Below are 22,185 nucleotides of genomic sequence, written 5' to 3' on the forward strand. Positions count from 1 at the left end.
TTCTGGGTTTATCGGTATACAAAAGACGTCACTCGCCCGTAAAACGTGAGCAATGCCTCATAAATACAATAATCTATAAGCAAATCCCCGGAAACTGATCCAATCAGTCGTCCGGGGAGCGGATTATACTGTCGCAGGCGTACTCTGCGAATCGTAGAATTTCAACGATTAGAAGTTGTATTTAATCCCTAAACGATAACGGAATTCCATTTCATCTTCTTCGTCCACGGTGTTATAACGTGGTACATAACCAACTTCAGTATAAGGCGTCCATTGCTTATTAATCGGCATTGCCGCCGTCAAGTTGAACAACCAGTAACCGTTGTCACCCTCATAATCATCATAGTTAGTAAAGCGACGCTCTACATCACCCATAACTGAGAAATGAGAGTTTGCGTATCCTAACTCCCAGTTAAACTGGTTATAGTTTTTGTTAGCAACGTTTGGATCTTCATCATTCTGGATACCACCACGCCAACGAAGAGTTGTCACCCAGTTCTCGTTGAGTTTATAAATGGCTTTAACCTGTGCACGATAGCCAACAAATTTATCACCATTATCGAGGTTTAACGCTGGCGCTAACGTCAGTTTATCGTTGATGACGTAGTTCTTGCCTAATTCCCATTCACTGCCGCTACCAGAGAAAGAACCGTTACCTTCTTTGAAACCATCACTCTGAACCTTTGTGCTTTCTTCCATTTTACCTTCAACGCTGGCGAAAACACCATTTGGCGCCGTGTGTGAAAGTTTTAAACGGTTAGCTTGTGTCTTACTGTCTTGTTTATACTCGTGGCGATAATCAAGTGTTAATGCCTGAGCGCTTGCGGAAGACAAAACTAATGCAATGCAACTCAGTTTAAAAGCACGCGTCATTATTTATTCCTATTTTATTAAACTAAAAACGCACTCCGAAACAATTTCAGAGTAAAAAAAACAGACTATAAATTAACCATTGTTGGCAGCTGCCTAAGAGCAGACGACACCTGAGTAAAACGCGCCCATGACCCGATCATGAGAACGTTAAACAAACGGGGAGATGTCATTAGATTGCAATAAAAAAACAACAATCACAGTAATCTTTCGGTTACATAAAAACGGTCTTAAAACCATTATCTAAAATTAAAAAAATAACACCGCAAGAAAACAAGAACATCAAACCTGACAATATAAAACACCATTTCACAATTAAGAACTGTGACTTGTGAAATGGTTTTTTTATCTCTAAAATTAAATAAATTAGGTTATTTAAACATTGCATACAAATTATTTACAGACATGAAAAATTTAATCAAATAATGAGTTTGGAATAGTAAACAATTCAATCAGCAGTAATGATGAACGCCGTTATTCTCAGGATATTGACGGTTATTCGTCCTGGTATACTGTTTGCACAGTTCCATTGAAAAAATGTTACAGTTAGAGAATGGATTAGTTAAATAAAGGGTCAGAAAGCAAATTAGTCATTAAGGCGTGGAATAAAAAGCGACCTGCAAGGGGAAGCTGCCATTATGTCGACGTTTAATAATGGGTCAGTAATTCATTAACTGATTTGATGTGCGCTGGAGATAGTCTGTGAAAGCGGTGGCCAGTTTTCGTTGACCACCGTAAACCCATGCCAGGACACTGCCTAATCGGTGAATATCAGGATAAAGTGAGCCCCGCCCAGAGGGGAGTTCTCAACCCTGATTTGCCCGCCATAGCTGTGCACGATTTCGGTCGCCACGGCGAGGCCTATCCCCTGGCCGGATGAGCTGTCGGCACGCACCCCGCGCAAGAATATGTGTTGCAACTTGTCCGGCGCGATACCAGGACCATCGTCCTCGACCTCAATCTTCAGCCGATCGTAGTGATGGCTGACGGTCACCTTGATTTCACTGATAGCAAACTTGAACGCATTATCGAGGAGATTGCCCATCAGCTCCATCAGATCGCCCTGTTCGCCTGCAAAAAAGACATCATCATCGAATAAAAAACGGGTCTGCAATTTCTTGTGGCGGTAGACCCTGGAGAGGCTCGCCAACAGTTTCTCAATGAGGGGCACCGGTTCAGTTCCCTTGCTGGCGAGGCGCTTACGCCCGGAGACCGCACGACGAAGCTGATACTGAATAATCTGATCCATAATAATGATCTGATCTTCGATATTGTCATGGCTCTCCCGACCGGACCTGAACTCCTGCGTTGTAATCTGTATCAAAGACAGACGGGTCTTCAGGCTGTGCGCCAGATCGTTCAAGGCGTGCTGGTAGCGTTGAGTCTGTTGTCGCTCATTTTCCAGTAGCTGGTTGACCGATTCGGTTAAGGGCAGTAATTCCCGCTCGTAATTATGGGAGAGCGCTTCCCGTTTACCTTCCCGGATCTCATCTATCTGACGCGCCATGGTGCGCAGAGAAGAAAGGCTCCAGAAACAGGCGAGCATCAGCAGGACACCGAGTAACGAATAGGCCAACAGTGCCTGGCGAATGCACCAGTAAAGATAGGCACGCGTGTGGGCACGGAAGTCTGAGTCGGAGTTGAACATCACCACATAGTAGGTAGTGGGACCATCACCATGGTTGCGCTGGAAGCGCAGGCTGTAGATAAAGTAGCTCTCGCCACTCTTGATGGTGTAATGCTTGAAAAAATAATCCTGAGATAACCCCCCAAGGTAGTTCATCAGATCCTGACACAGGGTTTCTTTGGACTTGATCACCTCCGGTATAAACAGGCTCGACCAGCTCAGTTGGCCATCGGCGCGACAGATCAATGTGTCCAACTCAGGATCGCTGATATCCTGCCTGGTGTTGTCAAAATTCTTGAACCCGTGCGAAGCCGGATGCCCGGCAGAGAGTAGCCTGGAAAGATTCTCCTGCATGCGGGTGCTGACCTTCTGGGACTGTTCTTCGGCGTGCCCCAGATAGAGCACATAGACCGAGAAAGACATAATGACCGCAATGATCAACATGGCACTCATTATCAGCTTGAAATGGAGGGAGCGAAGGATCAGTTGCATGGGTTCTCGACAGCAGATATAAAGCCGGATAGTCGTACTCAGCTGCAGGAAATATTAAAAATATAACCCTGACGACGGATAGTGGAAATGGGCAGAATGGTTCCTTCTGGATCCAGCTTTTTGCGCAGACGGCTTACCATCACCTCCACGACATTCGGATCCCCCTCACCATCGCCATAAAGCTGGTCAAGCAGTTGTTGCTTAGAGACGACCTGGAGGGCATTTCGCATCAAATACTCCAGGATCTGATACTCAAAGCTGGTCAGCACGACCGCCTCGCTACCGATGGTCAACACTTTACGGGAGAGATCCAGTTCATAATTTCCCACCTTCACTCTGGGAGAAATGAAACCGGCGCTGCGCCGCACTAAGGCGTTAAGCCGCGCCAGCAGCTCATCTTTCTGAAACGGTTTGACCATATAGTCATCGGCCCCGGCCTCCAGCCCTTCCACTTTATCCTGCCAGTTGCCACGGGCGGTCAACACAATGATGGGAAAGGGGATTCGCCGCGCTCTCAACTCACTAATGAGTTGCACACCACTTAGATCAGGTAAACCGAGATCGATAATGGCCACATCAATAGGGTAATCGGCCGCATAGTGCAGTGCTACCCGGGCACGATCTGTGCTGTATACCTGATTGTCGGACTCAGTCAATAAACTGGTTAAATGATGATTAAGCAACTTGTCGTCTTCGACCAGGAGTATTTTCATAAGGCACACACACTTGCAACACTAAAGTTGCCAATTAAAGAATTTAACTTAGGGAGAGTCAATCGAATTTTAATCAAATAATCGAAACGTTGTATCAAAAATATGGGATGCAACTCACATAAAAAAACGAACACTCCTTAAAAAAAGTTATGCCCCTCCATATTATGTTTTATTGCCAACCCTCTATTTTTACTTTTCGGCCAATAAGTACACCTGTTTATTATAAGGATTTACCCTTGAAATGGGACATATGTCTTTTTTCAACGGTATGCGTTATTTCCGACCATGCCGGTGGTTTTACATCTCTATTTAATGGCAAACGTGAGGTCATCGTCGGGTCATAATGATTTCCGCAATGTCGAAATCCAACATACTATCAATATCGATAGAGTCATCCTGCCTCATAATGTAGGCGTATGATTTATCGCCATAGATACGGGTTAAAGAACCCACAAACGTCCTGTCAAAAATATAGATAGCCCCATTAATCCTGTAATGGTCTTCTAATTCCTGGCTTCTGACATTATATTTTTCCTGAACAAATCCAGACATAGAATGATCTGCCGACAGTTTATTACATAACTGGACAGGATGCTCCATTTTACAGACAGAAATAACGCTCAACGCGTCCATTTTCTCATACAACTCGTGAGCCTCAACAATGTTTGAGGCTGTCCGTAGCGGTGATGTAGGCTGCAGTAAGGTGATCGTATTCACGTTTCCCCACTGCGCCTCAACAATCGCAACCATATGAGAAATAACGTCATTTGTTGTTGCCGTATCACTCGCCAGTATCGCAGGTCTTAAGCAAGGCACAATGGCGCCATAGTGCTCTGCGATATCCGAGATTTCCTGACAATCGGTACTCACCAGCACCAGATCAAATAATGTACTGTTTAGCGCAGCCTCAATAGACCAGGCGATCATGGGTTTACCGGATAAATTTTTTATATTCTTGCCGGGTAGACGCCTGCTCCCCCCACGCGCTGGGATGATGGCTATTTTCATTTACCACACCAACTGATGAATATCGGCCTGAGCACGATGGAAATCATCAAGACGACCAATATCTAACCAATATTCGTGAATGGGAAACATCAAGACACTGGAGCCATTATTGATATTCGAATCCAGCAGCGCGGGCATATCAATGGATATCCCTTTGGGCACGCTTTTAAGAACCGTCTGGCTTAACATATAAATGCCCGCATTAACGAAATAACGGTGGATCGGTTTTTCTGTCATTTCGATGACTTTTTCACCATCGCAATTGATGACGCCATAAGGCACCTGATATTCATACTGGCGAATACACATGGTGGCTGCCGGTGAGTGCGTATCATGAAATAGCATGAAACGTTCAAAATCGAGCGAGGTCAGCACATCGCCATTGATCATAATCAGGGGTAAGTCAGGGATGTTGTCGGGTAGCAACCCCAATGCTCCGCCGGTGCCAAGAGGCGTTTCTTCGTGCACATATTCAATATTAACCCCCCAGTGACGCCCATCACCAAAATAATCCCTGATAATGTCTGGCAAATAGTGGGTTGAAATATATATATTTTTGAATCCGGTTTTTGCAAAACGCTCAACCAGGATTTCCAGCATCGGCTTTCCGCCAATTTTCAGCATCGGCTTTGGACAATGATCCGTCAGCGGTTTCAGGCGTGTACCGAAACCACCCGCCATGATAAAGACAGGATTTTCATATCGCCGATGAGCCGAAGCCGTCTCCCAGGTTTCCAGGCCGACCAGGCGACCATCATCTGCCACCACCGGAATAGAAAGAATACTGCGCGTCTTCATTTCTGAGAGGACTTCATTTCGGCTGCAATTCATGGGAGACGTCACGGGATTGCAGTTCATGACCTCTGCAACGGCAGTGCTCAGACTCACGTCAGCCAGAATTGCGCGTCTGATATCGCCATCCGTGACGACCCCCAACAGCCTCTCCTGATCATCAACGACCATGGCCACGCGCAGGGCTTCTTCATTGACGATAGACAAGGCATCACGCAGAGAATCCTGGGGTGATAACAAGATCTTTTTCCAATCTTTGCTCATTGCAATATTATCCCTGTTTATTATTCCGCTCGGTCAGATAAGGACGGGCAGGATAGACAATGTGATTTTCAGGCAAATTACGGGTCAATATCGCCCCCGCGCCGACAACAGCCTCGTTACCCAGTTGAAGCCCCTGGATAACGACGGCTCCGCTACCAACATGCACGCGCTCTCCCAGAGTCACGCCACCACATAGCACGGCGCGCGGGGCAAGATGAGCGTGGCTGCCCACCACGCTGTCATGCTCGACAATGGCACCAGTATTGATGATGGTGTTGTCACCAATCTGCGCACCGCTTTGTACAATGGCACCCGGCATCACCTGCGCCCCCTGTCCGAGGCTTGCATGGGGAGAGATAACCGCTTCCTGTGCAACTACACAGGCAAAGCGATATCCCTTTTCTCTATAGCGCGAGAAGATTCGGGCGCGCAGTTCGCATCCCGGTAGTGAGCCAATCCCGTTGACCAACACGCATTCTTCGGGGGGGACCGTCATACAGAGTGTCTCGTCCTGCCACAGCGGTAACCCAGCCAACGCCCCTTTGCCTGATGAGCCCGGCGCAACCAACGCAAGGATCGTCTGTCCCTGTCGGGTGAGGATATCGGCCAGTACTGAAGCATGGCCCCCTGCGCCTATCATAATCAGCGGCTTATTCACGAATCAGATCTCCCGCCAGGTAGGCATGGCTTGCTCGCTTGCCAATAACATCCCACCAGGAATAGGGGCTCATGCCATCGCCGGGTCGCATGATCGCCACGTTATGCTCATTGAGCACCACACCCGGAGCGATGTCGCAGGCCGCCACCAGGCTCTTTCTGGCAATGGCTTTGTTTTTCAGCTCACACGGACGCGGTCCCTTGATGCCATTGCCGAGCGCCATCTCCACATTGCGGATCGCATTGACCATGTCGGCCAGCTCAGACGGCTCCAGTGACGCCTTGTGATCGGGCCCGGCCATCGTTTTATCGAGGGTAAAGTGTTTTTCGATAAGACAGGCGCCGCGCGCAACTGCCGCAACAGGCACCGTTATTCCTTCGCTATGATCGGAGTAACCCACCGGTAAGCCGAAGGCCTGAGCCAGAGTGTCCATCGCGTTAAGATTGATATCAGACATCGGCGCCGGGTATTCGGTGGTGCAATGCAGCAGCGTCACTTTTTCGCGCAGCGCCGCCTGCCCCTGCGGTGAGGCATAGTCCGCCATAAAGGATTCCATCCCCGGCGTTGCATCGTGTTCCCGGACCATGCCAAAGGCGATGACCGCCAGGGCTGATTCCACCTCGGCCAGGGTCGCCATTCCAGTGGACACAATCAGGTTGCAGCCACTGCGGGCATGCCTGAGGACAAAGGGCGCATTGGTCAGCTCACCAGAGGGAATTTTCAGGGTTTGCAGCTTGAGATCCCGGACCAGGAAATCAAGACTGTCGTCATCAAAAGCCGTGGAAAGAAATCCGATCCCCAGCGTTTCGCAATGGCGGATGAGGCTAAGATGCGCGTCAAAAGAAAGCTCTAATCGGGAGAGCATGGCGAGCTGGCTTTCCGATTTACCCGTATTGGCCGTCTGGTAATGGGCTTGCCGGGCATTGCCGGTGACCAGCTTATTTGCCCTGAATGTTTGAAATTTCACGATGTCTGCACCGGCCTGATGGGCGGCATCGACAAGCGCATGGGCCAGGGACTCATCACCATTATGGTTGACGCCTGCCTCTGCGATAATGCGGATCATTGGGGTAAACTCCTGGCGATATCATGAAAAGCTTTGGCTGATGTCAGCGGAAAACGACGCAGCACAGCCACAATGCGGGTGCTCACATCCCCCATGCCATAAGGATTAGCAAAGGCACTGGCGGGGAGAGGACACAGCGCGTCCTTGATGGCAGACGAGATAGAGGCGTGAACGGGCTGGCAATTCACCACGCTGGCAGCCGCCATTCTCCCCTTCTGCCGCTGCCCTATATTCACCGTTGGCACCCTCAGCGAAGGAACTTCGATGATGCCGCTGGAAGAGTTGCCAATAACGGCAGCGCAATGTTTGACCGCACTGAGATATCGCTGGTGGCCCAGGGAGGGGATAGCCAGTACCCGCCCGGGCTGTAACGCCGCATAGTGTTTAAGCAGCGGAATGAGTTGTCGCCCGCCATCATCCGCGTTGGGATACGTCACGATCACCTGGTAGCCAGGATAATCATCCAGCGCGTTCAGCAACGCCTGAAAGCTCTCTACCGCGGGTTCTGCAGAGAGGGTGACAGGATGGTAAGTCAGCACGAAATAGGGTTTGTCGAGTGCGAATCCGAGGGATGCGCTCAACGCATCCCTGGACATCAGCGCTGTCCTGTTGATGTTTTCAAGCCCCACAGCCCCCAGATTGAACACGCGCTCAGGCGCTTCTCCAAGCTGGATCACGCGCTGACGATAGGCTTCATTGGCGGTGAAATGAAGATAACTTAGCTTGGTGATCGCATGACGAATGGCATCATCGTAAGCGCCTTCGGTAATTTCACCGCCATGCAGGTGAGCAACGGGAATTCGCATGATCATCGCCGCCTGTGCCATCGCCAGCGCCTCGTAACGATCCCCGAGGATCACCAGCACATCCGGCGTAAGTCGTGCCAGGGCATCGGCCATGCCGATCAGTGCAAGCCCCATGCTTTTGATGACGCCCACCGCGGTGTCAGAAGAGAGCAGCATCTCAACGCGCTCATCTATCTGAAAACCATCTTGTTCTATCTGCCGGTAGGTCAGTCCGAATTCGGGTGACAAATGCGCGCCGGAAACCACCGTTTTCAGTTCCAGATCGGGAGCCGCAGCGATCTCTTTCATCAACCAATAGAGCAACCCATACTCCGCCCGGGTGCCGGTAAAGACAGCAATTCGTCTCATTGCGTCAGACCTCAACAGGCGAACTGGGCAGGTTAATCACCCGGCTTTCAAGCCACTCGGAGACCTTCAGTTCCCCGCGAGGCGCACCAGCAAACATGGGCAGTCGATGCATCAATTTCCAGACGGGGCGAGTCATCACGCCACTGGCGTTGGTTTCTGTCAGCAACGCGTCACGCTGAGCCTCGCTCTCGCAGATGATGGCGTTGAGCCAGTAGTTGGAACTCGCGTATCCAGGTTCCCGTACAAACTGACAGTCTTGCCCCCGGAAGAACTCCGCGTAGTGGTGTGCTAATGCCCGTTTCTGTTTCAGGAACGTCGGGAGTGCCTCCATCTGAGCGCACCCCAGCGCAGCATTGAGGTTCGGGAGGCGGTAGTTAAACCCCGGTTCATCGTGGAAGAATTCGTAAGGATGGGGCACCTTAGCCGTCGTTGTAACATGCCGGGTATGAACGCCCTGCTCTACACGCCGACATAACACCATGCCGCCGCCACCCGTGGTGATTATCTTGTTGCCGTTGAAACTGAGGGTGCCAAAGTCGCCTACCGTCCCCGTATGTTGGCCCATGTAGAAGGATCCCAGGCTTTCAGCCGCATCCTCGATCAGTATCAGACGCCATTGCTGGCACAGCAGCAGTAATTCATCCAGTTCAGCAGGGTGGCCGAAGGTGTGCATCGGCACAACAGCCTTGATACGCTGCCCCGTTCGCTTGTGGTAGCACCCCAACTCGGTCAGCACAGCATGCTCTTGTAGATACTCGTCAACGGCTCGCGGGCAGAGGCTCAGACTGGTTTTCGAGACATCGACAAAGACAGGTTGCGCTCCCATGTGGTAAAGCGCATTGCAGGTTGCCACAAACGTCAGGGCCTGGGTGATCACCAGGTCGTTTCGCTTAATACCGGCCATGTATAAGGCGGCATGAAGCGCCGCCGTTCCGTTGACGGTAGCAACCGCACGCGTACTGCCGGTAAACGCTTCTATCCGGCGTTCAAATTCACCGACATAGTTACCCACGCTGGACACAAACGAACTCTCAATCGTGTCCGTGACGTTAATGCGTTCCTTTTCAGAAAAAACCGGCGCATGCAACGGGATAACCCCATTGGTTTTATAAATATCGCGAATAAACGCGACCAGACGGGATGATTGCATTTGATCCACCTTACATCTTTGCATCAAGGGACTTACCGGTTTCCTGATGACCAAAATCGGGTACCACCTCAAAGAAAAGGGAAACGAGGTCGTCCTTGCTCCATTGACGATTTGCTCTCATCGCATGAATTTTTTGCTCAAATATTTCCAGCAATTCTGACGGGTATATGGCCGCATTTTTAATCACGCCGATATTGTTGAATCGCGCCATATCCAGAATTTCTTTTTCCGTGAAGAACTCTTCAACCTCTTTTTCGCCTGTCGTATCGCTGGTGGTGAACAGGCAGGGCCAACGCCCCTGCTCCGGCAATGTCTTTGCAAGCTCGCGCGCCTCATTTTCATCCCGACAGAGATACGGCTCATATCCCCGCTGTTTGAGGTATTTGGCGGCGATCTCAGCAAAGGTGATGAGATGCTGTTCTTCGCGCAATTTAGGGAAGAAAATGTCTCTGTTTTCACCGAAAATGCATGACATCAAACACAGTTCACCGGCTTCCTGCGGTGTCACGAAATAACGTTTTATATCGTTCGGGGCCACTATCGGTTGATGCTTCTGCAGCCTCTGATTAAAACCGTGAAGCAGGGAACCATCTGAGAACGCCACATTGGCAAAGCGCGCGGTAGAGATAGCGATTTGCTCACTTCTGCGCATCAGGAACATCTCCATAATTCGCTTGGAAGCGCCCATCATATTGACGGGGTTGGCCGCCTTATCGGTGGACACACAGAAGTATTTTTTAACGCCTGCCGCAATCGACTGTCGAAGCGTCTTGTCAGTATTGAAGACGTTGACGTCGATCATTCTCATCAAGGTATATGGATCTTTTTCACTGCGTACGTGCTTGAGTGCAGACAAATTAAGAACATAGTCATACTGGCCATCTGCCTCGATAAACGCGTCATACTCGAGAGAACCGATATCCAGGGCAAAGGTCTGAAAATCCCCTTCGATATAGCCCAGTGAACTGCGGATATCACGAACGAGTTCGACGATGTTGTTTTCACTAATATCAACAACATGCAGTTTTTTTGGCTGACGTTTGAAAATCTCCCGGGTGACGGCCTGACCGATAGAGCCTGCGCCCCCTAAAACAAGAAAGCGGGACTGGGAAACGCGTTGATTCAGCGCTGATCCAACATCGCCTATGTCATCAACAAACAAGGCGTCGGTTCGCCCAATGAGGGGAAGTATTGAAAGCATGGTGATTCCTGGCAAAAATTGTAATGTGTTTATCTCAACAGCCCACATCCCGTTCCGGGCAGCTTATTTACGGATCTCAATGACCCGGCCCGCGTCATCCTGACGTTGCCTGATGCTGGTTTTCTCTGTATCGCCTTCACGCAACCACCCCAAAGCGCCGTTTTCAGTCACATCGTCCAGCACACCGCAGCGGATAGTCTCTGTGCCGTTCTGCAACTCAGCACCTTCGGAATAGCGTTTACCGTCGAAGTAACAGGCACGTTCGCTCAGGCTGTCGGTATTAATGTTGAATTCAGTCCGGTTCGCCACAGCCTGTGCGGACAGCAGCGATAACAGCGTGAACATCAGGCGCGTTCTCATCGATTTCCTCACTTCACATTAGAATCACATATTTCTTCTGGGCATTAAGGATCCCCAGAATCATGTGCTGCTGAGTGCCCTGACTGCCCACGGGGCTATACTCCGTCCAGTGATAACCCCAGGTATGCAGGTCTTCCCGCCCCGTAGGCACGGCGAAGCAGTCGAAACGGAAGTCCGCCTCTTTGATTGCTGCGAGGGTAAATGCCTGCAGATCTTTGCGTGTTACCGTGTTCATGTGCTCGCACACCGCGGTAAAGTCCGGGCTCGTCTCATTGATAGCCAGGATGCACGGGAACCCCATCCGAATCAGATTGTCCAGGCTCTTCTCCAGGGCGATGAACTCATTCGGGTGGCTGATATAAAAACCCAGCACCAACGTCTTTTGCGGAAACGTCAGACCCGATCCCCGCTGGATATCGCTCATTGTCCTCATCCCCGCTAAAGACTGGCTGGTGTATTTATCCCAATACGGATAAGGGATTTCACCACGTCGATAGAGTTCGCTATAGAGCACAATCTGCCGTTCTTCCACGATACCCAGCAGCAGCGCCAGTCGTTGCAGGGGCCACTGACGCAACGCCACCTCGCGCGGCACGTTTTTCTCAGGCGGCGCGAGAATGAAGGGGATCTGCTCCTTGCTCAGGCTAAGATGGGTGCTGGACATAAAGCCGCAGATGCCCCGAAAAGGGGTCTTGAGCATTAGCAGCAATTCCATCGGCATAGATGCCGGCAGGGGAATCAGCCGGGGATATTGGCGAACAATATGGTCATTTACGATGTACCCCGCCGGATGACCCTTAAAGAGCAAAACAGGCTTGCCGCTAATATGAAGGGGGGAACCCGACTTGCGGATATGCTTGAGTAAATCGTGATGGAGTCGGATGATCCCGCGCGCCGCCAGGCCTTGTGCGTCCTGAACGTTTTGCGACGTTCCCAGCACGATGATCGCCTCCTCGCACCCGACCAGCAGACGCTCCAGAGATGCCCTGTCAACCCCAACGGCGCGGAACAACCATGCCTGCTGATGGGGGGCCAGCAAATCAAAATCCCCCCAGTCGGTCCGCTCCATATGGGAGAGCAGTTCGTCGGCCAGCGATTTTAAGGCGGGCAAGCGGGTCATAATGTCAGGTCGTACCATGTGGTAGCGGGTAGGATAGAACCGGTGCCACCCCTGCCCCACGATTATCTTGTCCTGTCCGGGACCACTAAAGCCGACGCTACGAGGAGATTCATAGAGATAGCTCTCGAGACGAGACAGTATCGCTTCCCTTTGTGTCAGCCGCTCCGGTTCATCGCTTAACTTGAGCAACTCACAGTAGTCGAATGTTCCATCTTCATAGAGATGCAGCATCCGCACCGGATATTTGAGAAAGTGCAGCGCATTAAGCAGCGGTGCCAGCGCATCCGAGCTATAGATAAGATTGGAGTGAATCTCAACCTCGATGCGCCCATGCTGCTCGCACAGCGCAATCAATCGCTCGTAAACCCCAATGACAGGGGCGATGCCCTGCTTAAAATGCTGATGGCGCGGGTGCAGCTGTTCGCCATCCTGCAAGGTCGAACGTCCCCAGGTGGTGAGGGACGTTGTGTGCTCTTCTTCGCTATGACGGCAAAAATGGAGCAACTGTTGCAACATGGGCATCGTAAAGGGATCAAGGTAGATCCGCACCAGATGGGGGAGAGGCTGAGTCATCAAACTTTTCTCTGTCTTCGCTGACGTTCACGGCATTATTGTCTGGTAAAAAGCAAATAGCGTGCCAACAATGAATCATCCTCCAACTCCCCCGGCCTTACGGAAACACGTCGGCAATTTTCGGCCGGACTCTCCCCACACCTGACCACCTGAATTGTTGTTTAAACAGCCAGACGGAAATTACTGAAAGTCAGAATGCGAAAGCGACACCACGGTCCGGCTGAAAATCGATGAGACGTTGACGGCTGACCGGGGCCGCCCGCAGGGACGCGGGCGGAGGGGACGGCCTGCAGGGATGCAGGCTCGACCCCGACCCGAAAGGCAGACGGAATAAGGCGAATATATCGCGAAGCGACGATTTTCCCGCCGGGAGCCAGGGTTGCAAGGGAGGCGGCGGCGAGCCTCCCTTGCACGTTCACGGGTAGGGTGGTTTCAGAAAAGCAGTAGGCATAAGGTGAACGGAACCCTTCGCAAAATCAGCATGTTGTCCGTTCCGGGTAAATGCCACATGGCTTTTTAGTTTGCCAGCGCTGAACTCATCAGCATTACCCCATCTCCCCCTCTTTTTCGTCGTTATCGACCTGCCCAAATAAAAATATCTCTCGTCATTTAAGTTACTGCCCCAACCTGCCGTTTTTTCACTAGATGGACAGGTAGCCCGGCCAGCCGGGACCTTCTTCGATATGCGTAATGTCGTATTACGTTTCAGCTAGCTCTTAATAAGGAATATTGTCATGGCTATTTCTATTCAAACTAACTACGCCTCCCTGGTGGCTCAGAACTCCCTGGCCAAGTCCACCGAATCCCTGAACACCTCCATGGAGCGTCTGGGTACGGGTTTTCGCATCAACAGCGCCAAAGATGATGCCGCGGGCCTGACCATCGCCAACCGCATGAACACCGACATGGTGGGTATGAACGCCGGTATCAGTAACATTGAAAAGACCCAGGACATGCTGCAAACCGCTGACCAGGCGATGGCTGAACTGACCAGCATCACTGACCGTATGACCGAACTGGCCACCCAGGCATCGAACGGCACCAACTCCACCGCCGACCTGGCAGCCATGGATGAAGAGTTCCAGAAACTGGCCACCGAAGCTAACCGTATCTACAACGACACCCAGTACGCGGGCAACGACCTGTTCGGCAAGCTGTCTGCCGGTTCTATGAATGTGCAGATCGGCCGTAATGGCTCTGCTGACTCCATCAGTGTCGATGTTTCTGCCGAAATGACAAAAATGGGCTCTTCACTCGCTGCATTGAGCGGTATGTCATTCGTTTCCGGTAGCGGCAGCTCAATGACCACGACCGGCAGCGCCCAGGATATCCTGACCGAACTGAGCGACACCTCTGACGACATCTCGGCTGCCCGTTCTGCCACCGGTGCTTATATCAACTCCCTGGAACACACCAAGAGCAACCTGATGAACGTGGAGATGAACACGGAGGTGGCGAAAGGGCGAATCATGGACGCCGACTTCGCGGAAGAAGGGGCAAACATGTCCAAGCAGATGATGCTGCAACAGTCCGGCACCATGGTGATGGCCAACGCCAAATCAATGAGCGGCCTGGCCCTGAACCTGATCGGCTAATTACCCGGCTTACCGTCTCACTGAATGGACTGCCCCGGCAGTCCATTTTTTTGTGATGGTCCTGAATATGCGACGTCTACATTTCCGTAATAAAAATCGGCACGATTTTTGCTTTTACGATGTTCAGCGCTCACTGAGAGGCATACACACACTATGATTAACCCCTCCTATCTGGCCAACTACTTCACCGCCCTCGAGCGGGCGCCTTACGATGAGCGCTATCAGGCCCAGATGGCCGACGTGGACGCTCAGATTACCGCCTGGGGAGAAATTGAAACCGCTATTACCAGCGTACAAACGGCAGCAAAAGCGCTGTATGCGGACAACGACGGCTTCAACACCACCAAAGCATCGGTATTACCGGAAAACTCCGGCGCGACCGTATCAACCGGTGCGGGCGCCATTCCGGGTCACCACGAACTCTATGTCGAGCAGGTCGCCAAGGCGCAGCAGGAGTCGCTCAACTTCGGTACCAGCGGCAATGTGCCTGCCGGCACCCTGACGATTGATGGCACTGACGCCGATGGCAACCCGCTGAGTCTGGTTATCGACACCGGCACACTCACCCCGCCCACCGTTGAGTCGCTCTCCAATGCCATCAACGCCCAGGGCGATGATCTGGGGATCTCAGCCTCGGTACTGAAGGACGATACCGGCAACTACAACCTGGTGGTGACCAGTGACGATACCGGCGTCGAGAATGGGTTTACCATCACCTTTTCTGACCCTTCCGTTACCCAGAAAACGCTGAGCCAGGCGCAAAACGCCATCGTCTGGTACGGCGGTCAGAACACTGGCATCCGTTACGAGTCCCAGAGCAATACCATCAGCGACATGATCCCCGGCGTCACCATCAACGTTACCCAACCGGGCCAGTTGACGATTGATGTCATACCGGACACCGAAGCGATCACCACCGACGTACAAGCCTTTGTCGACAGCTACAACGCGATGCTCGACGTGTTCACCACCCATGTGAACACCCCGGAAGGCGCGCTGTACGCCAACGGCTCGGCACGCGGCATCCAGAACAGTCTCAAGCAGACGTTCTATACCGTCAGCCCGGACGGCATGATGATGGCCAACTACGGCATCACCTCCGATCCCTACACCGGCAAGCTGACGCTGGATACCGAAGAGCTGCAAACCGCGCTCACCGAGAACCCCGAAGATGTGGCGGCCCTGTTCAAAGACGTGGCCACGCAAATCGACGATCTCGTTTACAACTACACGTCCACCAGCGGCACCATCTACAACGCCCAGCAAAGCCTGGACAAAGAAAAAGCCGGCATCCAGTCCGATATGGACGCGCTCGATCGGCGTATGGATAAGGTCTACCAGCAGTACCTGAAAGAATTCACTGAAATGGCTGAGTACATCAGCATCATGAATGCCACCTCGGCCATGTTCCAATAACCAGGCAGGAGTCGCCATGTTTGACAATGACAACCCGCTAATCGCCTATCGGCAGAATGCCGGAGCCGCCCGTATCGCCGCCGCCAGCCCACAGCAACTGGTCGTCATCCTGCTCGATCACCTGCTCGACGAACTGGATTATATCGAAAACTATATCGCCACCATGCAGCTCAACCGCAAGGGCGACAGTATCAGCAAGTGCCTGGAGATCCTGCATGTTCTGGATGCCAGTCTGGATATCCAGAACGGTGGGAAGCTGGCTGAAACCCTGCACCAGCTCTACGACTTTTGCAGCCGCCGCCTTCTGACCGTCAACCTGCGCAATCAGCCTGAGCCTCTGCAAGAGGTACGTCGGGTGATTATTCCGCTCAAGGAAGGCTGGGAAGGTACTACGTGATAAGCCGTATCAAAGAGCATGGTGAGCAACTGCTCGCCACCATGGAAGAGGCAGCGGCAAAACGCCAGTGGAGGACATTAATTCGCCTGGATGGCCAGCTTGCCGACCTGTTACGCCGTCTCGGGCATCAGCCAGCCCTTAAAAACCAATTGCCAATGACCGAATGGCAGGCCCGCCATCGGCAGATAATTACCCAACTGGAAGCCCGCCAGGCATGGCTGGGCGAGCGCCTGCGCGGCGACAGTGAATTGCGGGAAGGCAAACGCACCTATCGTGAAGTTCAGTTGTACGGAGGAGAAAAGCAGTGATTCAACCCACACCAGGTTTGCCGTACGGAAGCCAGGCTTCCCCTGCACCCGGAAGTTTCGTTGCCTTGTCCCAGGCAAGACCAGGGGCCGCTTTCCGCTTTGATAACAATACGGGTTTCCCGGCAGTGGACGAGCTGATGGTGGAGATCGAACAACTGCGCAAAATCGCAGCGAATGAACCGGACCTGCTGGCCCGGCTGGATGAGATGCTGGAAGCGCTCCGCGCCCACAACGAGGGAAACAAAGATGCGCCCGCCAGGCTGGTGGAGACGGTAAGCCAGTTGTGGCAGCGCCAACCCCAGGACCCCGCTATCGTGGCTCAGGTACAGCAGGTTTTCTCCACGCTACAACAGGCGCTGGCAGCAGAACCCAGGAGCGAATCCCTGATTGCGCAGTTGCGGGGCATGCAGGCGATGTCTCCGGCACCCCAGCGGCAAGGCGCAGAGTTGACCGTGGCCGAGCTTCAGAAACAGGCGCCGCATCAGACAGGCAAGCTAACCAATGGCGCCCCCCTGGCCCCTCTACAGACGCAGGCGCTCCTGACACAGCCAAAACCAGACTCTCAGTTGCTCTCTTTGCTGAGTACGATGGCGCTGAATAGCGAACAACTGAGTGAGCTGACAAGCCAGGTCCAGTTGCGCCAGACGCAGCCTTTGCTCCCCGTCGCGACAAACACGGTGAGTCGGCCGATGCCTGGCTCAGGCGGGCATGAGTTTTCCCCTTTGACCCTGGACAGACAGCCTTCCCTGTGGGCCGAGCAGATGCTGGCGCCGCTGGTGGACCGCCTGCGGGTACAGAACCACCTGGGGGTAAAACAGGCAACCCTGCGACTCGATCCGCCCGATCTGGGCAAACTCAATCTCCAGGTGCGAACCGAGGATGACAGAGTCTTTATCCAGATCTCGGCCACCAACCCGGCGGTCAGGGATCAACTGCTGCAATTAAGCGACAAGCTGCGACAGGATCTGCTGTCCGGACAGTCGTACAGCCAGGTCGACGTCGAAATCGGCCAGCACGGCGATCAAACCAGCGACCGGCAGACCAGTGATGATGAAAAGCACATTGCCCTCGCCGCCGAAGGGCACGATGAACCCGAGGCTCGCTCGCTTGCAACGACCTCCGATTATCATCTGGACACCTATGTCTGATTACCCTCTTTTCCTTTTATAACGAGACAGTTATCCATGGCAAAAAATATTATTATCGGCCTTCTTCTGGTGTTGCTGGCTGGCGGTGGTGGTTATTTCTATCTCGGTGGGATGGAAGGAATACAGAAATGGCGGGAGACGTCTGATGCTGAACAAAGCGAAGGCCAACCTGAACTGCGGCTCTATACCATCGAAAAGGTCCTGTTAACCCTGCCGGAGGCGGGTCAAACCCGGCTGCATCACGGCCAGCTTGATGTTGTGCTGACAAGCTTCGATCCCCAAACCGTCGCGACCCTGAAGAAACTGGATCCACTGCTGCGCAATATCATCGTCGAGACATTCTCCGACAAGACATTCGACCAGCTCAGAGAAATGAAAAATTTCAACACGCTGCAAAAGGATCTTCAGAGTGCGTTCGTGGTGGCGCTTGCCAGGTACAAGATCAACCTCGAACTGGTGGATGTGAAAATCAGTAAGATGGTCTTGCAATAACAGGTGCCGTGATGTCGATGTTTGCCACCCACGATTCCGCGCTCTTCGAACAGTTCCAGGAGCGCAAACATATTGAAAGCGATCTGCTTCGCCAGTATCTGCCGCTCGTCCACAAGCTCGTCAACCAATTGCACAGCCATGCGGGTCCCATTATGGGACGAGAAGACATGATCCAGCTCGGGTTAATGGCACTGCTGGATGCGCTACGCCGCTATCCTGGGCAACTGGATGGCGGATTTATCAGCTATAGCAAACAGAAAATCAGAGGCGCGATCCTTGATGAGCTAAGAAGACTCGACTGGCGTTCGCGCGGCGCGCGCCAGGAAGCCCATCGCCTCAACGATGCGACCCGCCTGCTGACCCAACAGCTCAGCCGCTCTCCCAAACCGGATGAACTGGCAGCAGAGATGGGTATCACCCTTGACGAATTGCGAACGCTGGAACAGGAGTCCCACGCGAATGCCTTGCAGAGTCTGGAGACACTGCTTGAGCAAGGCGAGCATTGCCATCCCGCGAGCAGTGACACCACAGAACCCCTGGAGAGACAACGTTGGCTGGCACAGGCCCTTGGGCAACTGCCTGAGCCCGATCGACTGGTGCTGAGCCTCTACTATCAGCATGAGCTGAACATGAAAGAAATTGCCGTCGTCATGCAAAGAACCGAGGCCCGGGTATGCCAGTTGCATAAGCAGGCTATCTCCCGTCTGCAGGCGGTATTACAAAATGAAATGGAGTCGTACTGATGTTAAAAATTGTAGGCATCCTCGTGGTGCTGATCGCCGTCATCGGTGGTTATATCTTTGCGGGCGGCGCGATCCGCATGCTCTGGCAGCCCGCCGAATACATTATCATTCTGGGGGCGGCTGGGGGCGCCATGCTGCTGGCCAACGACAAGGAAGTGCTGAAAAGCATCTGCACCCAATGCAAGCGGGCCTTTGTGAAACATGATGATGGCGACCTGTACCAGCAGTTTATCCTGCTGACTATGGAGGTGCTGGAAAACACCAAGCGCCAGGGGCTTAAGTACCTGGACGAACACATTGAAAACCCGCAGGAAAGTACACTCTTTGCCAAATATCCGCTGATTCTGGATGAGATCCAGCTGGTGACTTTTCTCACCGACAACCTGCGCCTGCTTTCAATGGGCAGGATAGAAGGGTACGAACTGGAGGCCATCCTCGACAAAGAGATCGGCGCAATCGCCGAAAAACGGTTCTCCGCTTCTCAGGCCGTCGGCACGATTGCCGAAGCCATGCCGGGCTTTGGTATCCTGGCGGCGGTTCTGGGGATAGTCATCACCATGGGCAACATTGATGCCGGTATTGTCATTGTCGGTCTCAAAGTTGCGGGCGCGCTGATCGGCACCTTCTTCGGTATCTTCATGTGCTACGGCGTACTCAGCCCGCTGTCTGAAGCCATGAAAGCGACGGTCGATCGCGATATGACGCTGCTCTACGCCTGCCGCGAAGTCCTGATCAACTTCGCTGCCGGAAAATCCCCGTTGATGTCCATTGACGCCGGTCGCCGCATGATCCCGGAAAAATACAAACCCACTTTCGCCATCATGGAAAGCTGGATTGAAGAGGCTAAGGCGCGATGACCGAAAACAGCGATTCCGATAAGAGACGCAAAGGGTCGGTCATCATCAAACGGGTGACCAAAGTGAGCAGTGGTCAGCATACCGGTGCCTGGAAGGTCGCCTTTGCCGACTTCGCCATCTCTATGATGGCGCTGTTCCTGGTGCTCTGGATCATGGGGGCGACGACGGAAAAAGAGCGCAAGCAGATGGCGGAAGCCGTGGCCAGCAACAAGATAGTGGAACTGGACGGCGCCTCTGCGTTGCTGGAGGGGGCTGGCGGCAACTCTGTGCTGGAGGAGACGGTAACCTCGTCATTGCCCTCGACACAAGAGGAAGAAGAGACGCCAGAGAAGGCAAACGAGAACAAGATTAAGGAGGCTCTCGCCAGACAAGCTTCCTGGTACGAATCTCAGGCGCAGCTTGGCCAGTTGGCTGAAGATCTGTCCAGCACAATCCAGGCGATGAAAGTCAGCGACAGCGTCGTTATCGAAGTGGTTGAGCAAGGGGTGAGAGTCCGCTTTCAGGATCAGGCCAAAAAGCCGCTGTTCGCCAGCGGCAGTCGGGAACTTAGCGGCTATTTTGTCAAGATATTGCGATCTCTCGCGCCGGTCTTCGCCAGGATCAACAATCGGGTGATGATCACGGGTCACTCTGATGCCACGCCGCTCAACAATGCCTTTTATTCCAACTGGGAACTGTCCACAGAGCGCGCTATCACGGCACGTCACGTACTGGTACAAAACGGCATGAAACCTGAGCAAGTGATCCAACTGGCGGGCTATGCCGACACCATGCCTATTCAGGACAAAGATCCGTTAGATCCAGTCAACCGTCGTATTGAGATATTGATTCTGACCGAAAAAGGGGAAAAAGAGCTGAAGAAGATGTTCAGAAACAGCGCGGCCCCGATTCCCTCCGGGACTCCCTCTTCTGCGCCAGCCACACCACAGGTTAAACAGTGAAAACCAGGTTATGCGCAGCAAATGAAACTATAGCCTGAACCCGCATCCCAGCGGGTTCTTCCGGTCTTACGGAAACACGTCGGCAATTTTCAGCCGGACCAGCCCACACCAGGCCACCTGAGTTTTTGTTTAAACAGACAAACGGAAATCCCTGAAGTCAGGGTTCTTCTCGCCAGCGCTCGCCGACGGCCAGGATGTTCTGTACGGTTCCTCGCTGGACATTGGCCTGGGTCGTGAACAGCACCAGCGGATGGGATGACTCCTTATCAAAGCTGGACATCACATGAGTCATCAGGGCATCGAGTTCATCCGTTCCCAAATCGTTGGGCTGTGCCTGCAATTGCCCCATCCATTGACTCTGCATCTGCTGCAACAGGAAGAAGTGCGACTCTATCTCACGGCCCAGACGACCGATTCGCCCCTGGGCCAGGGTGAGATCCTCTTCATTGCCTAACTTCCAGAGGCCAATTTCTCGCCAGGAGATATCGGGTTCCAGTTGCAATTTAATCGGCTCCCCCGTTGGAATACGGACGCCCCCACCCCGGACGTAGAGCTGTCCGTTGACCGCCTTCCACTGCTCGATCGGCACACTAAACACCAGCCCACCCTCTTCACCGGGTCGCGAGCGGATCCCCAGTCGCGCAAATGCGCGGCCAATCTGGCGGATGCGGACATCCAGTAACGAATCCCCCTTAATGCTAAGACCGGCGCGCACCGGACGCCCCCCCAGTAATATCAGCTCGAGGTGCTCATCACGCCCCGCAGGCGTTAGCAGGTTCAGACCCGGAATGGAAAACTCCCGGATATCCTGATAACCGAGTAATGCCGGGCGAATCCCCTGGGTCAACAGACGCAGACCACGATAGTGAGTCTGGAACGGGATCCGGGCCACCAGCCGCTTCTGCTCCTGCAACTGGTTCGTCCAGCCTTTGAAGGAACCTGCCTCTTTGATGGCAGCGAAGAGCTGCAACAGATCGCGCAGCCCCTGTCTGACCAGCAACAGCGCGCGCAGGGTAATCTGCACTGCCGTCGCCTGCTGTTGGAGGGAACCCACCTGGGCCCAAAAGCGGTGTAAATCATAGCGTCCCGGAAGCGGGCGTAATAGCGGAGCAGGCAGTTGCTCCAGTTCCGGGCCTTTTCGTGATTCCGTAACGGGGGAGCCCAGAGGCGTCGTAAAACGCCGCCTCTGAAGCCCGTCAAGCTGACCGGTGCGTGGGGTAGTATTAGCAACCTTCATGCA

At 53.0% G+C, this 22,185-nt stretch carries 22 protein-coding genes; 9 read left to right on the plus strand and 13 right to left on the minus strand.

The features are described 5' to 3' along the window. Positions 1-168 precede the first annotated feature (168 nt). The 12 genes from P2W74_RS17915 to P2W74_RS17970 form a co-directional block, all read right to left on the minus strand. Positions 169-873 carry an oligogalacturonate-specific porin KdgM family protein gene (locus P2W74_RS17915; protein ID WP_203358748.1) on the minus strand — a complete coding sequence of 235 codons (705 nt, stop codon included), beginning with the start codon at positions 871-873 and terminating at the stop codon, positions 169-171. 754 nt (positions 874-1,627) lie between these two features. Next, the gene (locus P2W74_RS17920) at positions 1,628-2,950 is read right to left on the minus strand and encodes an ATP-binding protein (protein WP_276292675.1); all 1,323 of its coding nucleotides are present in this window, start codon (positions 2,948-2,950) and stop codon (positions 1,628-1,630) included. A 77-nt stretch (positions 2,951-3,027) separates the two neighbouring features. Beyond that, the gene (locus tag P2W74_RS17925) at positions 3,028-3,702 is read right to left on the minus strand and encodes a response regulator (protein WP_276292676.1); all 675 of its coding nucleotides are present in this window, start codon (positions 3,700-3,702) and stop codon (positions 3,028-3,030) included. A gap of 327 nt (positions 3,703-4,029) precedes the next feature. Further along, positions 4,030-4,710 (minus strand): acylneuraminate cytidylyltransferase family protein, encoded by a 681-nt coding sequence (locus P2W74_RS17930; protein WP_276292677.1) that lies wholly within the window; start codon positions 4,708-4,710, stop codon positions 4,030-4,032. Beyond that, on the minus strand, positions 4,711-5,766 hold the full coding sequence (locus P2W74_RS17935; protein WP_276292678.1) for a nucleotidyltransferase family protein: 1,056 nt from the start codon (positions 5,764-5,766) through the stop codon (positions 4,711-4,713). It lies immediately after the preceding gene. A 7-nt stretch (positions 5,767-5,773) separates the two neighbouring features. Beyond that, complete coding sequence (locus P2W74_RS17940) at positions 5,774-6,424, minus strand: acetyltransferase (RefSeq protein ID WP_276292679.1); 651 nt, start codon at positions 6,422-6,424, stop codon at positions 5,774-5,776. Continuing rightward, a complete protein-coding gene (gene neuB / locus P2W74_RS17945; protein ID WP_276292680.1) occupies positions 6,417-7,490 on the minus strand; it encodes an N-acetylneuraminate synthase in 1,074 nt (357 codons plus the stop codon). Before neuB ends, P2W74_RS17940 begins: the two co-directional genes overlap by 8 nt. Beyond that, on the minus strand, positions 7,487-8,644 hold the full coding sequence (neuC, locus tag P2W74_RS17950) for a UDP-N-acetylglucosamine 2-epimerase (protein WP_276292681.1): 1,158 nt from the start codon (positions 8,642-8,644) through the stop codon (positions 7,487-7,489). The genes neuB and neuC overlap by 4 nt, the downstream gene beginning before the upstream one ends. Positions 8,645-8,648: 4 nt before the next feature. Next, positions 8,649-9,794, minus strand: coding sequence for a LegC family aminotransferase (locus P2W74_RS17955; protein ID WP_276292682.1), 1,146 nt, complete (start codon positions 9,792-9,794; stop codon positions 8,649-8,651). A 10-nt stretch (positions 9,795-9,804) separates the two neighbouring features. Next, the gene (locus P2W74_RS17960; protein WP_276292683.1) at positions 9,805-10,995 is read right to left on the minus strand and encodes a UDP-N-acetylglucosamine 4,6-dehydratase; all 1,191 of its coding nucleotides are present in this window, start codon (positions 10,993-10,995) and stop codon (positions 9,805-9,807) included. A 63-nt stretch (positions 10,996-11,058) separates the two neighbouring features. Then, the gene (locus tag P2W74_RS17965; RefSeq protein WP_276292684.1) at positions 11,059-11,355 is read right to left on the minus strand and encodes a DUF1496 domain-containing protein; all 297 of its coding nucleotides are present in this window, start codon (positions 11,353-11,355) and stop codon (positions 11,059-11,061) included. Positions 11,356-11,368: 13 nt separating this feature from the next. Next, entirely contained in the window at positions 11,369-13,048 is a 1,680-nt protein-coding gene (locus P2W74_RS17970) for a hypothetical protein (RefSeq protein WP_276292685.1), read from the minus strand. A gap of 734 nt (positions 13,049-13,782) precedes the next feature. Between P2W74_RS17970 and P2W74_RS17975 the strand changes: the two genes are divergently transcribed. From P2W74_RS17975 to P2W74_RS18015, 9 genes are all read left to right on the plus strand, one after another. After that, complete coding sequence (locus P2W74_RS17975) at positions 13,783-14,643, plus strand: flagellin N-terminal helical domain-containing protein (RefSeq protein WP_276292686.1); 861 nt, start codon at positions 13,783-13,785, stop codon at positions 14,641-14,643. Positions 14,644-14,796: 153 nt separating this feature from the next. Then, positions 14,797-16,059 (plus strand): flagellar filament capping protein FliD, encoded by a 1,263-nt coding sequence (gene fliD, locus P2W74_RS17980; protein WP_276292687.1) that lies wholly within the window; start codon positions 14,797-14,799, stop codon positions 16,057-16,059. A 16-nt stretch (positions 16,060-16,075) separates the two neighbouring features. Next, positions 16,076-16,456: a flagellar export chaperone FliS gene (gene fliS, locus P2W74_RS17985; RefSeq protein WP_192611251.1), complete on the plus strand. Its 381-nt coding sequence runs from the start codon at positions 16,076-16,078 to the stop codon at positions 16,454-16,456. Further along, positions 16,453-16,764, plus strand: coding sequence for a hypothetical protein (locus P2W74_RS17990; RefSeq protein ID WP_276292688.1), 312 nt, complete (start codon positions 16,453-16,455; stop codon positions 16,762-16,764). The genes fliS and P2W74_RS17990 overlap by 4 nt, the downstream gene beginning before the upstream one ends. Further along, positions 16,761-17,912 carry a flagellar hook-length control protein FliK gene (locus P2W74_RS17995; RefSeq protein ID WP_276292689.1) on the plus strand — a complete coding sequence of 384 codons (1,152 nt, stop codon included), beginning with the start codon at positions 16,761-16,763 and terminating at the stop codon, positions 17,910-17,912. Before P2W74_RS17990 ends, P2W74_RS17995 begins: the two co-directional genes overlap by 4 nt. 36 nt (positions 17,913-17,948) lie before the next feature. Next, entirely contained in the window at positions 17,949-18,404 is a 456-nt protein-coding gene (locus P2W74_RS18000) for a flagellar basal body-associated FliL family protein (protein ID WP_276292690.1), read from the plus strand. 11 nt (positions 18,405-18,415) lie between these two features. Further along, positions 18,416-19,147 (plus strand): FliA/WhiG family RNA polymerase sigma factor, encoded by a 732-nt coding sequence (locus P2W74_RS18005; RefSeq protein ID WP_276292691.1) that lies wholly within the window; start codon positions 18,416-18,418, stop codon positions 19,145-19,147. Beyond that, on the plus strand, positions 19,147-20,004 hold the full coding sequence (gene motA / locus P2W74_RS18010; protein ID WP_276292692.1) for a flagellar motor stator protein MotA: 858 nt from the start codon (positions 19,147-19,149) through the stop codon (positions 20,002-20,004). Before P2W74_RS18005 ends, motA begins: the two co-directional genes overlap by 1 nt. After that, complete coding sequence (locus P2W74_RS18015) at positions 20,001-20,945, plus strand: flagellar motor protein MotB (RefSeq protein WP_276292693.1); 945 nt, start codon at positions 20,001-20,003, stop codon at positions 20,943-20,945. Before motA ends, P2W74_RS18015 begins: the two co-directional genes overlap by 4 nt. 157 nt (positions 20,946-21,102) lie before the next feature. Here the strand turns inward: P2W74_RS18015 and P2W74_RS18020 are convergent, their stop codons facing one another. Then, entirely contained in the window at positions 21,103-22,182 is a 1,080-nt protein-coding gene (locus tag P2W74_RS18020; RefSeq protein WP_276292694.1) for a hypothetical protein, read from the minus strand. Positions 22,183-22,185: the final 3 nt, after the last annotated feature.

It is taken from the genome of Citrobacter enshiensis, assembly GCF_029338175.1.
Lineage (GTDB): Bacteria > Pseudomonadota > Gammaproteobacteria > Enterobacterales > Enterobacteriaceae > Citrobacter_D > Citrobacter_D enshiensis.

Bases quoted from the DNA above. Each gene is read 5' to 3' on its own strand.
- P2W74_RS17915 (WP_203358748.1), bottom strand. From the start codon at position 873: ATGACGCGTGCTTTTAAACTGAGTTGCATTGCATTAGTTTTGTCTTCC.
- P2W74_RS17920 (WP_276292675.1), bottom strand. From the start codon at position 2,950: ATGAGTGCCATGTTGATCATTGCGGTCATTATGTCTTTCTCGGTCTAT.
- P2W74_RS17925 (WP_276292676.1), bottom strand. From the start codon at position 3,702: ATGAAAATACTCCTGGTCGAAGACGACAAGTTGCTTAATCATCATTTA.
- P2W74_RS17930 (WP_276292677.1), bottom strand. From the start codon at position 4,710: ATGAAAATAGCCATCATCCCAGCGCGTGGGGGGAGCAGGCGTCTACCC.
- P2W74_RS17935 (WP_276292678.1), bottom strand. From the start codon at position 5,766: ATGAGCAAAGATTGGAAAAAGATCTTGTTATCACCCCAGGATTCTCTG.
- neuB (WP_276292680.1), bottom strand. From the start codon at position 7,490: ATGATCCGCATTATCGCAGAGGCAGGCGTCAACCATAATGGTGATGAG.
- neuC (WP_276292681.1), bottom strand. From the start codon at position 8,644: ATGAGACGAATTGCTGTCTTTACCGGCACCCGGGCGGAGTATGGGTTG.
- P2W74_RS17955 (WP_276292682.1), bottom strand. From the start codon at position 9,794: ATGCAATCATCCCGTCTGGTCGCGTTTATTCGCGATATTTATAAAACC.
- P2W74_RS17960 (WP_276292683.1), bottom strand. From the start codon at position 10,995: ATGCTTTCAATACTTCCCCTCATTGGGCGAACCGACGCCTTGTTTGTT.
- P2W74_RS17965 (WP_276292684.1), bottom strand. From the start codon at position 11,355: ATGAGAACGCGCCTGATGTTCACGCTGTTATCGCTGCTGTCCGCACAG.
- P2W74_RS17970 (WP_276292685.1), bottom strand. From the start codon at position 13,048: ATGACTCAGCCTCTCCCCCATCTGGTGCGGATCTACCTTGATCCCTTT.
- P2W74_RS17975 (WP_276292686.1), top strand. From the start codon at position 13,783: ATGGCTATTTCTATTCAAACTAACTACGCCTCCCTGGTGGCTCAGAAC.
- fliD (WP_276292687.1), top strand. From the start codon at position 14,797: ATGATTAACCCCTCCTATCTGGCCAACTACTTCACCGCCCTCGAGCGG.
- fliS (WP_192611251.1), top strand. From the start codon at position 16,076: ATGTTTGACAATGACAACCCGCTAATCGCCTATCGGCAGAATGCCGGA.
- P2W74_RS18000 (WP_276292690.1), top strand. From the start codon at position 17,949: ATGGCAAAAAATATTATTATCGGCCTTCTTCTGGTGTTGCTGGCTGGC.
- P2W74_RS18005 (WP_276292691.1), top strand. From the start codon at position 18,416: ATGTCGATGTTTGCCACCCACGATTCCGCGCTCTTCGAACAGTTCCAG.
- motA (WP_276292692.1), top strand. From the start codon at position 19,147: ATGTTAAAAATTGTAGGCATCCTCGTGGTGCTGATCGCCGTCATCGGT.
- P2W74_RS18015 (WP_276292693.1), top strand. From the start codon at position 20,001: ATGACCGAAAACAGCGATTCCGATAAGAGACGCAAAGGGTCGGTCATC.
- P2W74_RS18020 (WP_276292694.1), bottom strand. From the start codon at position 22,182: ATGAAGGTTGCTAATACTACCCCACGCACCGGTCAGCTTGACGGGCTT.